This is a genomic window from Prevotella communis, assembly GCF_022024115.1.
Taxonomy (GTDB): domain Bacteria; phylum Bacteroidota; class Bacteroidia; order Bacteroidales; family Bacteroidaceae; genus Prevotella; species Prevotella communis.
This window is the reverse complement of record NZ_CP091792.1, coordinates 1,133,999-1,149,775: the sequence shown is the minus strand read 5'-3', so window position 1 is coordinate 1,149,775 and position 15,777 is coordinate 1,133,999. Positions and strand designations below refer to the sequence as shown.

Below are 15,777 nucleotides of genomic sequence, written 5' to 3'. Positions count from 1 at the left end.
GCCAATTATTTATTAAGCCATGAAGTAGCTCTCGTAATATCTTGCTGACGTGGCTGACGCACCCCGTTAAAATGAATATCCGAAGATATGGAGTCCGCCACTCCACCCTTCAGTCCACATCGCTGTGCCAACAGTTTACTGTAAAATCTCACACCACGTTTATTGATGGTATCGCAAGCTTCACCATAGGCTTTCAGCATACCTTTTGTCAGACGCTGGCGCAACGTATCACACTGAGAAGCCTCACTGGCGACCATCGCCCCCATGCAGACATCATTCCACTGCGTATCATAGAGAACTTCGGCACCTAACAGTTTTGCAGCAGTAGCTTGAGGCTGAGGCAGGAACATAGCATCCATGGTTTCAGTCTCCAACATCTGAAGACGTACACCAAGGTCGTTAACCTGAATCCTGAACACATGCTCATTGATGACAGAAGCACTATCCACAAGCACGTCAGCCAACATAGCTGTAGCGGAATAACGCGTCATCGCAATCATTTTGTTCTCGAGTTGTCCCAGTTTCTTCAGGCGAGCATGTTTTCCGGCCAACAGTTGCCATTGCAAGTCTGTAGCAGTAAGGTAACGCAACTGCACGCCCTGACTCTTCAGACGCTCTGCTCTCACCAGATCCGTCACCATTGCATCCACCCATCCATTCCGAATGGCCGTGTCACAATCCATCTGAGCCTGATAGGGATAGAGGCTTACGCTGACACCATGACGTTCAAACATACCCTCCTCCTCTGCCACAAACAAGGGCAGACAGTCTATGGTAGGCATCACCGCAATACGCAGTGAGGCAGAGTCTGACTCCCGCGTATCTTTTTCATTATCCGTTTGCGTATTATCACCCCTGCCTGCACATGCAACAAAACACAACAAACCAGTGGCGATAGTAAAAAATAGTCTTATTCCGTTCATCGTGGTGCAAAAGTACTAAATTCTTTTGTAACTGCGAAATCATTCACCAAATACAAGAGTTAATAAAGTAAAAAGCCTTGTATAGAGCCTTTGAATTTAGTACCTTTGCATCAAACTTGATATAAGAAAACTCAGAATGGCAAAGGACAAGACAGCATACGTCTGCGAGAACTGCGGACAAGAATCAGCAAAATGGATTGGAAAGTGTCCGTCTTGCGGACGGTGGAACACATTCAAGGAAATCAAGCTCAGTACTGACAACGTCAGACAGAGTGCCACCTCCGCCGCAGCCAAGACAGGTCATGCCCTACGCACCAACCGCATCATGAGACTCAGCGAGATAAGCAGCCATGACGAGAAACGTATCGATATGCATGACGAAGAGCTGAACCGCGTTCTTGGAGGTGGTCTGGTACCAGGCAGTATCGTACTGCTTGGCGGCGAACCTGGAATCGGAAAATCCACGCTGTCATTACAGACCATGCTCCGTCTTACCGACAAGCGCATTCTCTACGTCAGTGGTGAGGAAAGTGCCCACCAGTTGAAGATGCGTGCAGAGCGCATCTTAAACGGACAGCCCAATCCAGAGAACTTTATGATTCTGTGCGAGAACGCACTGGAACATATCTTTGAACATATCAAGGAAGAACAACCAGACCTGGTTGTTGTTGACTCCATACAGACCATTGCCACTGAGGATGTTGAGTCAAGTGCCGGCTCCGTGGCTCAGGTACGTGAGTGTGCTGCTGCATTATTGCGATTTGCCAAGACAAGTGGCGTACCTGTCATCCTGATTGGACATATCACAAAGGAAGGTACACTGGCAGGTCCAAAGGTGTTGGAACATATCGTTGACACCGTCATTCAGTTTGAGGGCGACCAGCATTATATGTATCGTATCCTGAGAAGTATCAAGAATCGTTTTGGAAGCACATCAGAACTAGGTATCTACGAGATGCTGCAAAACGGCCTCAGACAGGTGAACAACCCATCAGAACTTCTGCTCACACAAGACCATGAAGGTCTGTCCGGCATTGCCATCTCCAGTGCCATTGAAGGTGTACGTCCGTTCCTGCTTGAGACCCAGGCCCTTGTATCATCAGCAGCCTATGGCACCCCACAACGTTCGGCCACAGGTTTTGATCAGCGCCGATTGAATATGCTGCTGGCTGTCCTGGAAAAACGCGTAGGATTCAAACTGATGCAGAAGGATGTCTTTGTGAATATCGCTGGCGGACTGAGGGTTACAGACTTGGCTATGGACCTATCCGTCATTGCTGCCGTACTCTCGTCAAATGTTGACACACCCATCGAACCAGGCTGGTGCATGGCCGGCGAGGTAGGATTAAGTGGTGAGGTGCGACCTGTCAATCGTATTGACCAACGTATTGCCGAGGCTGAGAAATTAGGATTCCAGCACATCATCATCCCTCGCTATAACATGCAAGGTCTCAACACAAAGAAATACAAGATTGAGATTCATCCCGTCAGGAAAGTGGAAGAAGCCCTCCGTGCCCTATTCGGATAACCTTATTAATGACTCTCACGATATTCCTGAGGCGTCTGCTTATACTGATGGAAGAAGGTGCCAATCATATAATTGGCAGTAAAGAATCCACATTCCTCTGCAATTTGTTCTATCGTATGATCCGTTGTCAGCAATAGTTTTGTGGCATTCTCCAGACGATAGAAACGTGCCAGGTCGCGAGGACTCTTATAGATATTATCCATCATCAACTCATAGAAAGGCACCACATCCATTTCTGCCACATGGCTCAACTGTGCCATACTCAAGTCACCCCTCATGTGAGCCTTTACATAAGGCAGGATACGCATCATCACCTCCATAAACTCCGGACTCAGTTTGACGTCTGCATTCTCGGAATTATGGCCATACTCTTCATGCATCGGTGACAGGGATTCACTTGTATCGGTATTACAGCGTGTCACAAACTGACGTATCTTTCGTATCATATCACCTTCACCATGACTCCTGCGCATACGCATGCGCTCGTTTCGCATATAGAAGACGAAATTGGTAATACCAATCATAAATACGATGATGCCGAGAAGCCACAAGATACCGGTAGTCTGCCACCAAGGTTCGTTGACGATGATATTCCAAATAAACGGTTCCCCATCCCACTGGTCAGGATACATCGAAGCCTGCAGTTCCAATTGATATGAACCTGGAGCCAATCCCATCAGTGGAACATGCAACATACCTTTGGAATCAACCTTTCCACCACTATTAAAGACGGATAGCAGTGTCCATTCCTCATATTCCTTAACACCTTTTATCCTGAGTCTGTAGTACGTCTGCAGAGGACGATAGTAGTTTAGAGGCGAGAAAGTCAGAGATACCGACGAATGTTCACTGCTCAACACGATTTCCCATGTACGTGACAATGCTCTGTCAATAACGATATGATTATCCATCATCATATCGGGTTCAATATTATTTCCATTCACCATCAGGCGAATCAGCTTGGGAAACAGTTTATAGGGATGAGGTGTATTGACCTCCTCCAAATCGTCAGGATTGAATCGCACGACATGATCTATAGCCTGCATAATAATCGTACCGTCATCAAGCATCCTGCCCTTACAATTTACAAAGGACTCGCTTGGCACGCCGTCAATATCATTGAAGCTATTGACAAACTCCACCTTCTCACCCTTGAAACGTACATAGGAGACACCATTTGACGTAGCAGCCCAGATATTATGATTCCTATCTTCCACCACCGTATGGACCACATTATTATAGAATCCGTTTCTCTTGGAGAATACCAGTGGTTCCGACTGAGGCGTCTTATACAGATAGAGTCCTGTTGTCGTACCTATCCACGACCAGCCCCTACTGTCCATAAACATACAGTTGGCACGCAGACCATGAAATTCCGTGATATTCTGATTCAACTCATCCATCATCCTGGAATAGTGCTCAGCTTCCGGTGTTGAAACGGCGTACGACATAAACTGTAATTTTGCCGGACGGGAATAAAGTACGCCACGGTCTTCTGTGCCGATCCACATACCATCCTGACGATCAAAGGCAATCATATTACAATCTGTCTGAACCTTACGTCCGTCAACAAGCGGGAACTCATCCACCCAGGCCATGTTATTCTGCTTGATGTCAAATATGCCGAATCCACGTTGTGATGGCAAATAAATCATTTCGTCATGAAGGGCAAGATGATTGACATGGAAGGTGAAAGTCTGAATAACCGTCCACTGCAACTGTTTCACATCAAAATACAAGAACGCAGACTCTTTCTCACCATTTCTCACCATGAAATAGCCGTCTTCATAACGAATGATAGCCGATGTCTGATTGTAGCGCTGTCCTGTATCCCAGTCATAAGCACGTGTACGATGCACGGTCTTACCCGTTTTAAGGTCCTGACCAACCTCCTCACCATTGCCATAGAAAGTAAGCAGCAGGTTTTCATACACATCCACATCCTGCAGGTTCTGATCACGCAGCACGGTATACGTCTGCTGGTCGTTTACTCCAAAGAGACCTTTTTCCGTGAGAAGCCACACGCCTCCCTCCGAATCCACGAACAAATCTTCTATAGGCTCGTGACACCCTAAATCATTGATGACACTGTCGACATTCACAATAAACTGCTCCATCAACAGGTCTACACATGTCAACGTATGCGAATTCTTCAACCATATATGATGCTTACGGTCAAACCCCAGGCGATAGTTACCAGTATAGCGTGGCAACTGATACTGACAGTCGTGATGAGGAGTGATATGTGAGAATCCCGAACCATTATAGAAGTTCAGGCTTCCAAGTGTAGCGATAATCATACGACCGGTCTTTGTGCAGACAACAATCTGCGCACTATTATCTGCCAACTCATTGGATGCATTAATGGTTTTGAAGGTTCGTCCCTCAAAAGCCTCGGCGTGCTGATTTCCTAGCAGTAGTAGTATTATAGTAAAGACCCTTAGTATAGATTTCATATCGCTATAGCCGATTAATCTGGCTACAAAGATAGTGAAAAAATCTTTCTTTGCAAACTTTTTGACAGAAAAATGAATAAAAAAAGAAAACATTTAGCCATTTTGACTAAATGCTTTCCTAATTTATCTGCTAGTCGAGGTGACAGGACTCGAACCTGCGACAGCCTGGTCCCAAACCAGGAACGCTACCAACTGCGCTACACCTCGTTTTTGCGGGTGCAAAGGTACACAATTTTTGTGACCTTTGCAAATTTTTCCGCAATTATTTTATAATTCCTTGTTCAACAAAGATCTTTTTCAGTGCAATTACCGAACGTTCTACCTGTTCCTCGGTGTGTGTAGCCATCAAGGCATAGCGCACCAGCGTGTCCTGAGGAGCACATGCAGGAGGAATTACAGGGTTGATAAATACACCAGCATTGAAAGCCAGGGCAGTTACCAGGAATGTCTTATCGGTATCTCTTACATAAAGAGGAATGATGGGGCTCTCTGTATCGCCAATCTCGAAGCCCTCCTCACGGAAGCGCTTCAAAGCATAGCGGGTCACCTTCCACAACTTCTCAATACGCTCGGGCTCCTGCTGCAGGATATGCAGAGCCTCCATAGCAGCTGCAGTAGCTGCAGGGGTGTTAGAAGCAGAGAAGATATAAGTACGACATGTATGGCGCAACCAGTTGATGGTATCAGCATCAGCAGTGATAAAACCACCGATAGAAGCCAGTGACTTTGAGAAAGTACCCATAATCAGGTCAACCTCATCAGTCAGTCCGAAATGGTCACAAACACCACGTCCCTGACGACCGAATACGCCAACACCGTGAGCCTCGTCAACCATGATTGAGCAGTTGTACTTATGCTTCAGCTTCACAATTTCGGGCAGCTTAGCCAGGTCGCCCTCCATTGAGAACACACCATCTACCACAATGAGCTTGATAGCTTCAGCAGGAAGTTTCTGAAGCACACGCTCCAAATCTTCCATATCGTTGTGCTTATAGTGGAGCTGCTTAGCGAAAGCCAGACGACGGCCATCTACGATAGATGCGTGGTCACGATCATCGCAAATCACGAAGTCATCCTTACCCAGCAATGCAGGAATAACACCCTGGTTTACTGAGAATCCAGTGCTAAAGCAGAGACAGTCATCCTTACCAATAAATTCAGCGATTTCCTTCTCCAGCTGGATATGCAAGTCCAACGTACCATTCAGGAAACGGCTTCCAGCACAACCAGAGCCATATTTATCGAGCGCAGCCTTAGCTTTGTCAATGATGCGCTGATCGCCTGTCAGACCAGTATATGCATTTGAGCCAAACATCAAAACCTTGTGTCCGCCCATCTCAACTTCCGTACCCTGTTTGCCCTCAATAGCACGGAAATAGGGGTAGATTCCCTTAGCCATTGCCTCCTGAGGAATGCGATACGACTTATATCTTTCTTGTAGTTGTCCCATATCTTTTGTTAGGTTTCACTTTTATTTGGGGTGCAAAGTTACACAAAATTCCGCAAATCGTGCACATTTTTCTTAATAAAAGTTTGTTTTTTTCTTTTTATTCATCATTTACACCTCTTTTTTCATCCAAAATATGTAATTTTGCACTATGCAAAAGAAGAAAAAGAACATTACCTTTATCGTTAATCCTATATCGGGTACTAAATCAAAAGACACCCTACCCCTACTCGTCAAGCAGTTGATTGATGACAGTCTCTACGAGTGTGAAATCATCAAAACAGAATATGCCGGACATGCAGCCGAGCTTGCCAGCCAGTGCGTGAATGACCATATAGACATCTGCGTGGCTGTAGGTGGCGACGGTACCGTCAACGAAGTGGCACGCTCACTCGCCCACAGTGAGACGGCTCTGGGAATTATCCCCAGCGGATCTGGCAACGGACTAGCCCGTCATCTCTGTCTTCCGATGGATATGAAGCAGGCCCTGCAGGTTATCAATGCAGGAAAGACAGACTATTTCGACTATGGCGTCATCAACGACCAGCCCTTCTTCTGCACCTGTGGCATGGGCTTCGATGCCTATGTCTCACTGAAATTTGCCGAGTCTGGCAAGCGCGGTCTTGCCACCTACGTGGAAAACGTACTCAAGGAGGGACTCACCTACAAACCGGACACCTACATCATCACCGATGAGTCAGGCAATCATCAGTACAACGCCTTCCTCGTGGCCTGCGCCAATGCCTCCCAATATGGCAACAATGCCTATATAGCTCCTGAGGCATCCATGCAGGACGGACTTCTCGACGTGATTATCATGGAGCCCTTCAATATCATCGAGGCTGCAAAGGTAGGATTCGATCTCTTTGCCAAGACACTGAAGAGCAACAAGCACATCAAGACGTTCCAGGCACGCAGCATCCATATCCATCGCAACGAATCCGGTGCCGTACATTTCGATGGTGACCCCACAAAGATGGGCACAGACATCGACGTACGCATAGAACCCTTAGGACTGAAAGCCATCATCAACCCAGATCGCACGCAAGATGATGCCAAACCAGGCAAGGTAATCGACAATATCAGCAAGACAATAGACAAAATCATCATATAATTATATTAATAATGTACGCGCGAACATAATTATAATTTGTACACCCCTATGGAAATCATCATCGTCATTGCCATCATCATCGCCTCTGTAGCCTATGTCGTGAACAGGATTACCCGCACGATAAGAAACAAGAGTTGCGCATGCGACGATTGTCCTGGCTGTGCGCTGAAAGAGCAAATGCAGAAAAAAGGAGGAAATCCATGCTGCGACTGCAAAAAACCACAAAAAAATTTTGCCAAATAAAAAAAAATGACTACCTTTGCACCCGCAAACAAGGAAATATAGTTGGTGCCTTGGATGAGTGGCTTAGTCAACGGTCTGCAAAACCGTCTACGGCGGTTCGAATCCGCCAGGCACCTCAGAGAAAAGTCCTGAAACCTCAAAATGGGTTTCAGGATTTTTTTTCATCATCCCAATTACCCACTAAGAAAAAAAAAGCCGCAGGCCAGACACCTACGACATTCATATGAATAACCTCACCACAACACAGGCTCGTACTCCTGCGGCACGTGTGTGGTCTTGATGCGCCACTCCTTGGGGTAAAGGTTATTGGCACGATTGCCAATATTCTTCATCAGACCTAAGGGATGCCCCATAAAACAGACTTCCACAATACCCAGAGGCGTGTCGGAAGGCAGCGCCAGTGCCTCACGACGCAGATAAGCCAGGGCCTGAGAATAAGACAGTTCTACTTTTACAGCTGACGGCTGAAGGTTGAAGTCTGATGTCATAGTCCTTAATCTGTCCATCTTACCTCTTACATCATCCCTCTTACTTCTTTCACCACCCTTACGCAGCACACACATAAACAAGCCCTCACTGCGCGTGATGCCGGGAATGAAGCGATAGACGGGCTCATCGAAGTCCTGCAGGAGCGAACCGGTAATATTCCACTCGGGCTTGGTCTCAATGGGCACCACCTCAGCATCAAACTCAGACAGTATCCAACGGACATTCTCCTCGTTCTCCTTGGTATTAAAGGTACACGTACTGTAAATCAGGATGCCGCCATTGTTGAGACAGGCCCACGCATCGCTGACTATCTCACGCTGCAACTGCCAGCATTTCTCCACGTTCTGCGGACTCCACTCCTTGATGGTGGCCTCATCCTTGCGGAACATACCCTCACCAGAGCAGGGCACATCACAGAGAATCAGGTCGAACTTCATCTTCGACTTCCGATAGTCTCGAGGATAGAGATTGGTGACATGATGATTCTTGTAGCCCCACTTCGTCACATTCTCCAGAAGAATACTGGCACGCTTCTGCATAGGTTCGTTGCTATAGAGCACACAATCCGCAGGCAGGGCAGAACGGAGCAACGTGGACTTGCCACCAGGGGCAGCACAGAGGTCAAGACTCACCCCCAGCCCCTCCCTGCTAGGGAGAGGAGTAGAAAGAATTTGTTCTTGAGCGTAATTACTCCCCTTCATTTCAGGGAGGGCTCGGAGGAGGGTCTTCAATACTTCATCCAAAAACATCGAGGCGGCCTCCTGCACGTAGTAGCAGCCGGCATGAAAGAGAGGGTCGAAAGTAAAGTTGGGACGCTTGGCCAGATAATAGGCATTACGACACCAGGGCACCGCATCTTCCATCTGATATTTACCCTCTGACAGCTTCATCGGATTCAGTCGGATGCTCACAGGCGTCTCTTCCTCAAACGAATGAAGATAGCGTTCGAAGCGCTCTTCACCCATCAACGCTTTCGTTGTATGTATAAATTCTTTTGGCAGTTGTATCATCATTCTGCAAAAGTAGAAAATAATTATGAATTATGAATTATGAATTATGATTTTTTTCGTAAATTTGCACGATTAAAAAACCAAGACATCAGAATAAAACCTAAATCATAATGAGAAAGATTGTCTATTTGTGTGGTCTGATTCTTACCGTTCTGACAGCGAATGCGCAGACAGGTAAGGAATGGGACGACCCTCTGAAAACCAGTGTTAACAGAGAAACGGCACATACCATCAGTATCCCGGTGGCATCGGAAGCCGACATCAACCAAAACGACATCAGTAAGTCGCCTTACTACCAGTCGCTCAACGGTACGTGGAAGTTCCAATGGGTGGCCAAGCCCACCAGCGCCAAGGAGGAATGGTGCGCCAAGGACTTCAACGACGCCTCCTGGACCGATATTGACGTGCCCAGCAGTTGGCAGGTATGGGGGCTGAATCACGGCAAGTCATGGGACAAGCCCCTGTATTGTAACGTGGCCTACCCGTTCTCATTTGACGAGACCACCTTCAGCATCATGAAGGAGCGTCCCAGTTGGTTCACCTACAATAGCAACATGCCCAACCCCGTGGGCACCTATCGCCGTACCTTTACCGTGCCAGCGGAATGGCAGGGACGTGATATCTACGTACGCTTCAACAGCGTGGGCCACGGCTACTACCTGTGGATCAACGGACAGCGCATAGGTTACTCGGAAGACTCTTACCTGCCCTCGGAATTCAACATCACACCATACCTCACAGAGGGCGAGAACAGCATTGCCCTGCAGGTATACCGCTTCACCAGTGGCTCGTTCCTGGAGTGTCAGGACTATTGGCGCCTCACGGGTATCCACCGCAGCTGTTTCCTGTGGGCAGCACCCAAGAGTCAGATACGCGACTACTTCTTCACCACCGACCTGGACAATAACTACGCCAATGCGAAGGCCAACGTAAAACTGACCCTCAGCGGTGAGAACGCAGGCATGACGGTAGAGGCGAAAATCATGGACGGCAGTAGCGTCGTTGCCTCTCAGACCTCAAACCTCAAATCCCAAGCCACCGACGTCAGTCTGGATATGGACGTGACGAATCCCAGAAAATGGAGCGCCGAAGAGCCCAACCTCTACGACCTGGTGCTGACACTGAAGGATGCCGGGGGCAAGGTGGTTGATATCCGTGGTGGCAAGGTTGGCTTCCGCGAGGTGACCATCGCCAGCAATGGTTCGCTGTTGATCAACGGTAAGCGTATGGTGTTCCACGGCGTAAACCGTCACGACTTCTCTCCAGTCAACGGACGTGCCATCACTCCCGAGGAGATTGAGCAGGATATTCTGTGCATGAAACGACTGAATATCAACGCCATACGTACATCCCACTATCCCAACGACCCTGTGTTCTATGACCTGTGCGACAAATACGGCATGTATGTACTGGCCGAGGCCGACGTAGAGTGCCACGCCAACCAGAGCCTGTCATCCAACACTAAGTTCAAGAATGCCATGGTGGAGCGCTCACAGAACCACGTACGCTGGATGCGCAACCACGTCTGCATCTTCATGTGGTCGTTTGGTAATGAGAGTGGTAATGGCAACAACTTCGCCTCTGTGCAGACAGCCATCAAGGCGCTCGACAAGACGCGTCCAACCCACTACGAGGGCGGAAGCGACTATGCCGATGTATCATCAACGATGTATGGCAGTTACGAAACTATCGAATGGATTGGTTCCTCACGCCAGAGAGAAACCAACCCCAAACCACACATCCAATGCGAGAACTCACACTCTATGGGCAACTCAATGGGTAATGTACGCGAGATGTTCGACCTATACGAAAAATATCCCTGCCTGACTGGTGAATTCATCTGGGATTTCAAAGACCAGGGCCTGCTCACCAAGAGCAGTACGGGCAAGGAATACTGGGCCTATGGCGGCGACTTTGGTGACAACCCCAACGACGGCAATTTCTGTATCAACGGACTGGTGCACCCCGACCTGAGCTATACCGCCAAGACCTATAACACGAAGAAGATATACCAGCCCCTGGAATGGGCGGCCGTGAGTGGCAAGACCAACGTGTTCCGCATGAAGAACAAGTTGGCTTTCCTGCCCAGTACCACCTACGACGTGAGCTATAGCGTGATGGACGAGGAAGGAAATATCCTGGGTTCTGGCTCCATCAGCGATGAGGTTGTGGCTGGTAAGACAAAGGATATCACCATCGACCTCAGCGCCCTCAGCGAACTCTCTTCAGACAAAGAGGCATTCATCTATTTCTGTGCCAAACAGCGCACGCAGACCGCCTGGGCCGATGCCGGTTATGTAGTGGCAGAGGAGAAGCTGCCCGTGAAGACAGCCACGAAACCCATGAAGGACCTCACCTTTGCCAATGAGGAGGCCCTCACCCTTGACGAGACCAGTACCGCCGTCACCATCACCGGTGCCCATTTCAAGGCCACTTTCACCAAGAGCAAGGGTACGCTGACCGGTTACACCCTTGACGGTGTCACGATGCTCAGCAAACCACTGTATCTCAGCGCTTTCCGCCTGCCCACGGATAATGATGGCAGCAAGAAAGGTACCTGGGACGGCATGAACCTGCCCAAGCTCAGCAGTACGGCTAAGGGCACCTCTACCACCGTGACGAAGGCAGAAGACGGCAAGACCATCACCGTGAGCATGAAGAGCACCTATGGCAGTGGTGCCAACACCTTCAACGTGAGTCTCGACTTCATCGTCTGTGCCGACGGTACCATCATGACCAACTCGTTTATCCGTCCTGCCAACACAGGCGCCATCCTGCCTAAGCTCGGCTTTAAGTTGGAGATGCCCAAGGAGATGGAACAGATCTCATGGTTCGGACGCGGCCCTTGGGATAGCTATCGCGACAGAAAAGAAGCCTGTTTGCCTGCTATCTACCAGAGTACCGTCTCCGATCAGTATGAAGAGTATATTCTGCCCCAGGAGCACGGCACTAAACAAGAGGTGCGCTGGCTGTCTGTGACCAACGAAGACGGCAAGGGTCTGCTCTTTGCTGCCCCCGACCAGATGGCCGCCTCGGCTGTCCATTTCCGTCCAGAAGACAACTACACCAACAGCAACACCCGCAAGAAGCACACCTACGAATTTGTGAAGTGCGCCACTACCGTGGTCAACCTCGACGCTGCCACCCGTGGCCTGGGCAACAACTCATGCGGTCCTGATGTGATGGCGAAATACGAGTTGAAAGCCGCCAATACCGCCTTCCGTTTCTTCATCATCCCCCTGACAGCCGGTGTCAAGGCAGCCGAGGCAGCCCGCGTCGACATGCCCGTTTGTCAGCCCGTGAGTTGCGAACGCCTGAGCACTGGCCGCATCAAGATGACAACACCTACCAAGAACGCCACAATCTATTACAGTATCGACGGTGGGGAATATCAGAAATACACCACTACCCTGCTCCACAACGATGCCTGCAAGGTGACAGCCTACTGTACGGCTGAGGGCTTGATGGACAGTCCGAAGATGGACTACACCTTCCCCTTCTATATCAACAAGTCCAGCTGGGCACTGGTCAGTGCCGACAGTTACCAGGGTGGCAACGAGCCCAAACTGGCCTTCGACAACAATACCGGCACGTTCTGGCATACGGCCTGGGGCAGCAACGAACCCCAGTGCCCACACACCATCGTTGTGGATATGAAGAAAATCTACAAGGTGACGGCCTTCACCTACCTGGCTCGCCAGGATGGCAACAGCAACGGTATGGTGAAAGCCTACGAGGTATACCTGAGTCTGGACAAGACCACCTGGACCAAGGTGGCCAGCGGCGAGTTCAAGAACACCACCGCCCAACAGACAGCCAAGCTCACCACATCCACCGCAGGACGCTACCTGAAGTTCGTGGCCAAGTCGGAAATCAATGGCAAAGCCTGGACATCAGCAGCAGAGATAGGTATCGAGGCCGAGGCAGACATCACAGGCATCAACACCGTGACAGACAAGCCCCTGGCCAACAACACCGGCTATTACGACCTGCAGGGACGCCACTATACCGGCGAATTCCAGTCACTGCCCAGCGGTATCTATATTAATAAAGGTAAAAAGGTGAAAAAGTAAAAAGGGACTCGCTTTAGCGCTTTTACAAAGCGTAGCGACTAAAAGAAAAAAAAAACAAAGATAAGCGCTATGAACTACAAGAATCTGCTAGGATACATGGCCTTAGGGGCTATGGTCCTTTCGTGTAACACACAACCCAAGGAGATGGCAGAAACCAAACTCACCACACCGGGCAACCCCTTCCTTCCACTCTGGGAACATATCCCCGATGGCGAACCCTATGTGTTTGAGGATCCCGACAATCCCGGCCAGTACCGTGTCTATCTGTATGGCTCGCACGACGACCTGGTGACAGCCTACTGCGGACGCGACCAGGTGGTATGGTCGGCACCCGTCGACAACCTCACCGACTGGCGTTATGATGGTGAGATATTCAGCGTCAACAAGAATGCCAATGGTGAACTGCTGGACAGTGCCGGACTGGCCGACGTGCTCTTCGCACCCGATGTGACGATGACCACCGACTCGGCAGGCAACAAGGTCTATTACCTCTTCCCCAACAACCAGTCGTGGGGACGCAACGGCATGGTATGTAAGAGCAGCCGCCCCGACGGACCTTTCGAGGTGTGCAACTGGAGTAAGGAGAACCCCAACGCCACCGATGGCGTGCTGCAGTTCGACCCCGCCGTCTTCGTAGATGACGACGGACGCGTGTATGGCTACTGGGGCTTTGAGCGCTCGTATGCCGCCGAGTTCGACCCTGCCACGATGGCTACCGTGAAACCAGGCACCAAGATTGTGGAGGATATGATATCCGGTCGCAACCAGAAGGGCATCTTCAGTTTCTTCGAGGCCTCTTCTATCCGTAAGATTAAGGACAAGTACGTCTTCATCTATAGCCGTTTCACCAAGGATGGCGAGTTCGGACTGCCCATATCCAACTACACGCTGGCCTATGCCTATAGCGACAACCCCCTGGGTCCCTGGACCTATGGCGGCACCATCATCGACGGACGCGGACGTGACGTCAACGAGCAGGGCGACACAATCGCTACGGCCACAGTAGATGGTAATACCCACGGCAGCATCTGCGAGATCAACGGACAATGGTGGGTGTTCTATCATCGTCAGACAGGCACCGACGAGTATGCCCGTCAGGCTATGGTGGCTCCTATCGAGGTAGAAGTAGAGGAAGGTCCTGGCGGCAAGGTCTTCATCAGCGAGGGCGAATATACCTCCGAGGGTTTCTGCACCGATGGCCTGAACCCGCTGGAGCGCCATTCTGCCGGTATTGCCTGCTGGTACACAGGTCCAAAGACCGCCATCCACGAGTGGCCTAACAACACGTTCTTTGGTTCTTATGTAGCCTCTTCCTATGGCACCGACGATAAGTTTGAGAAGCCCTACGACCTGAAGAACAACACCAACTCGGTGGTCAACAATACCGACGGGTCTATCGTAGGTTATAAATACTTCAACTTCACCGAGACGGAAGGCAAGAAGACCTCGCTGCTGCTCAACTTCATCCCCGAAGGCATCAAGGGCCAGATTGACATCATGATCGACAGTCCCTGGGAGTCGCGCGGTGGCGTGAAACTGGGTTCTATGGAGCTGACAAAAGAAATGAAGAAGGTACCCACAGAGGTTGCAGTACCCCTGGATCCCCTGTCCACCTATTCAGACAAGCACGCCATCTTCTTCGTGTTCAAGTCGGATACGAAGGGCAAATCCCTCTGCAAACTCGAGAATTTTGCGTTCCAGACAAAATAAAATCTGATTTATTTTTAAAAAAAGTTGCACCCGTTGCAACTTTTTTATTTCTCCCTACGTCTAACGTACAGAAACAACAAAAGAAAAGGAGAAAGAATATGAAAAAGATTCTATTTACACTGGTACTTGCCATCATGACCATGGCAGTGCCCATGGAAGCACAGAAGAAGGCTGCTACGCCTAAGAATGACACCGTGCCTCAGATAGAGGCATACTCTGACACCACATCATTGGACTCAGCTGCAATGGATGAGGACTTCTGGGATGAAGATGAAGTATGGGACAGAATGAGTGCCTCTGACACCAATTCCCTGATGAGTGAAATAGGCATTGACGACGGTCTGTTAGGTATGTTATTTGTGATTATCGTCCTGATTATTATCTTTATCCTGGCCCCGGTTGGCCTGATAGGCATCATCCTGTTCTTCGTCTATAAGAGCCGCAAGCAGAAGATGCGCATGATGGAGATGGCCATGAAGAGTGGCAAGCAGATACCCGTAGAGGCCGTGGGCATGCCCAGCCAGAAAGGAGAGGACGTGTGGAACAAAGGTGTCAAGCAGATATTCCTCGGCGCTGGCGTTGGCTTACTGCTGTGGGTGATTATCGGCAAACTCGGAATGGCTATCGGTGTCCTCATCACCCTGATTGGCATTGGTAACATGGCTATCGGTTATGGTGCCAAGCAGAAGCAGAAGGAGCAGGAGCTGCACGACCGCATGTTCAACAAAGGCAGCGAGAGCAGAACATCCACCCAGGAACCAGAACACGAATAAACCCAGATAAA

Annotated in this window: 10 protein-coding genes and 2 tRNA genes; 7 read left to right on the top strand and 5 right to left on the bottom strand. The window is 49.5% G+C overall.

Annotation, left to right across the window (positions count from 1 at the left end):
- Nucleotides 1-5 precede the first annotated feature (5 nt).
- Nucleotides 6-923 carry an ABC transporter substrate-binding protein gene (locus L6468_RS04470; RefSeq protein WP_091851703.1) on the bottom strand — a complete coding sequence of 306 codons (918 nt, stop codon included), beginning with the start codon at nt 921-923 and terminating at the stop codon, nt 6-8.
- 136 nt (nt 924-1,059) lie between these two features.
- Here L6468_RS04470 and radA point away from each other — a divergent pair, with 136 nt between their 5' ends.
- Nucleotides 1,060-2,451, top strand: a complete 1,392-nt coding sequence (gene radA, locus L6468_RS04465) for a DNA repair protein RadA (protein WP_091815986.1) — start codon at nt 1,060-1,062, stop codon at nt 2,449-2,451.
- Nucleotides 2,452-2,456: 5 nt separating this feature from the next.
- Here the strand turns inward: radA and L6468_RS04460 are convergent, their stop codons facing one another.
- The 3 genes from L6468_RS04460 to spt all read right to left on the bottom strand — a co-directional run bounded on the left by L6468_RS04460 (nt 2,457) and on the right by spt (nt 6,357).
- Nucleotides 2,457-4,907: a helix-turn-helix domain-containing protein gene (locus L6468_RS04460; RefSeq protein ID WP_237795731.1), complete on the bottom strand. Its 2,451-nt coding sequence runs from the start codon at nt 4,905-4,907 to the stop codon at nt 2,457-2,459.
- Between the two features lie 134 nt (nt 4,908-5,041).
- Nucleotides 5,042-5,114, bottom strand: a tRNA-Pro gene (locus L6468_RS04455).
- A 55-nt stretch (nt 5,115-5,169) separates the two neighbouring features.
- Entirely contained in the window at nt 5,170-6,357 is a 1,188-nt protein-coding gene (spt, locus tag L6468_RS04450; RefSeq protein WP_091815992.1) for a serine palmitoyltransferase, read from the bottom strand.
- 148 nt (nt 6,358-6,505) lie between these two features.
- Here spt and L6468_RS04445 point away from each other — a divergent pair, with 148 nt between their 5' ends.
- The 3 genes from L6468_RS04445 to L6468_RS04435 all read left to right on the top strand — a co-directional run bounded on the left by L6468_RS04445 (nt 6,506) and on the right by L6468_RS04435 (nt 7,827).
- Nucleotides 6,506-7,468, top strand: a complete 963-nt coding sequence (locus L6468_RS04445; protein WP_237795729.1) for a diacylglycerol/lipid kinase family protein — start codon at nt 6,506-6,508, stop codon at nt 7,466-7,468.
- 48 nt (nt 7,469-7,516) lie between these two features.
- On the top strand, nt 7,517-7,711 hold the full coding sequence (locus L6468_RS04440; RefSeq protein WP_143005667.1) for a FeoB-associated Cys-rich membrane protein: 195 nt from the start codon (nt 7,517-7,519) through the stop codon (nt 7,709-7,711).
- A 44-nt stretch (nt 7,712-7,755) separates the two neighbouring features.
- Nucleotides 7,756-7,827 (top strand) — tRNA-Cys (locus tag L6468_RS04435).
- A 117-nt stretch (nt 7,828-7,944) separates the two neighbouring features.
- Here the strand turns inward: L6468_RS04435 and L6468_RS04430 are convergent.
- A complete protein-coding gene (locus L6468_RS04430; RefSeq protein WP_237795717.1) occupies nt 7,945-9,213 on the bottom strand; it encodes a methyltransferase RsmF C-terminal domain-like protein in 1,269 nt (422 codons plus the stop codon).
- A gap of 107 nt (nt 9,214-9,320) precedes the next feature.
- On the opposite strand from L6468_RS04430, the gene L6468_RS04425 reads away from it, so the two are divergent.
- The 3 genes from L6468_RS04425 (at nt 9,321) to L6468_RS04415 (ending at nt 15,766) form a co-directional block, all read left to right on the top strand.
- Nucleotides 9,321-13,283 (top strand): glycoside hydrolase family 2 TIM barrel-domain containing protein, encoded by a 3,963-nt coding sequence (locus L6468_RS04425; protein WP_237795715.1) that lies wholly within the window; start codon nt 9,321-9,323, stop codon nt 13,281-13,283.
- A 69-nt stretch (nt 13,284-13,352) separates the two neighbouring features.
- A complete protein-coding gene (locus L6468_RS04420; protein WP_237795708.1) occupies nt 13,353-14,993 on the top strand; it encodes a family 43 glycosylhydrolase in 1,641 nt (546 codons plus the stop codon).
- A 98-nt stretch (nt 14,994-15,091) separates the two neighbouring features.
- On the top strand, nt 15,092-15,766 hold the full coding sequence (locus L6468_RS04415) for a DUF6249 domain-containing protein (RefSeq protein ID WP_237795698.1): 675 nt from the start codon (nt 15,092-15,094) through the stop codon (nt 15,764-15,766).
- Nucleotides 15,767-15,777: the final 11 nt, after the last annotated feature.

Bases quoted from the DNA above. Each gene is read 5' to 3' on its own strand.
- radA (WP_091815986.1), top strand. From the start codon at position 1,060: ATGGCAAAGGACAAGACAGCATACGTCTGCGAGAACTGCGGACAAGAA.
- L6468_RS04445 (WP_237795729.1), top strand. From the start codon at position 6,506: ATGCAAAAGAAGAAAAAGAACATTACCTTTATCGTTAATCCTATATCG.
- L6468_RS04420 (WP_237795708.1), top strand. From the start codon at position 13,353: ATGAACTACAAGAATCTGCTAGGATACATGGCCTTAGGGGCTATGGTC.
- L6468_RS04430 (WP_237795717.1), bottom strand. From the start codon at position 9,213: ATGATGATACAACTGCCAAAAGAATTTATACATACAACGAAAGCGTTG.
- L6468_RS04415 (WP_237795698.1), top strand. From the start codon at position 15,092: ATGAAAAAGATTCTATTTACACTGGTACTTGCCATCATGACCATGGCA.
- L6468_RS04460 (WP_237795731.1), bottom strand. From the start codon at position 4,907: ATGAAATCTATACTAAGGGTCTTTACTATAATACTACTACTGCTAGGA.
- spt (WP_091815992.1), bottom strand. From the start codon at position 6,357: ATGGGACAACTACAAGAAAGATATAAGTCGTATCGCATTCCTCAGGAG.
- L6468_RS04425 (WP_237795715.1), top strand. From the start codon at position 9,321: ATGAGAAAGATTGTCTATTTGTGTGGTCTGATTCTTACCGTTCTGACA.
- L6468_RS04470 (WP_091851703.1), bottom strand. From the start codon at position 923: ATGAACGGAATAAGACTATTTTTTACTATCGCCACTGGTTTGTTGTGT.
- L6468_RS04440 (WP_143005667.1), top strand. From the start codon at position 7,517: ATGGAAATCATCATCGTCATTGCCATCATCATCGCCTCTGTAGCCTAT.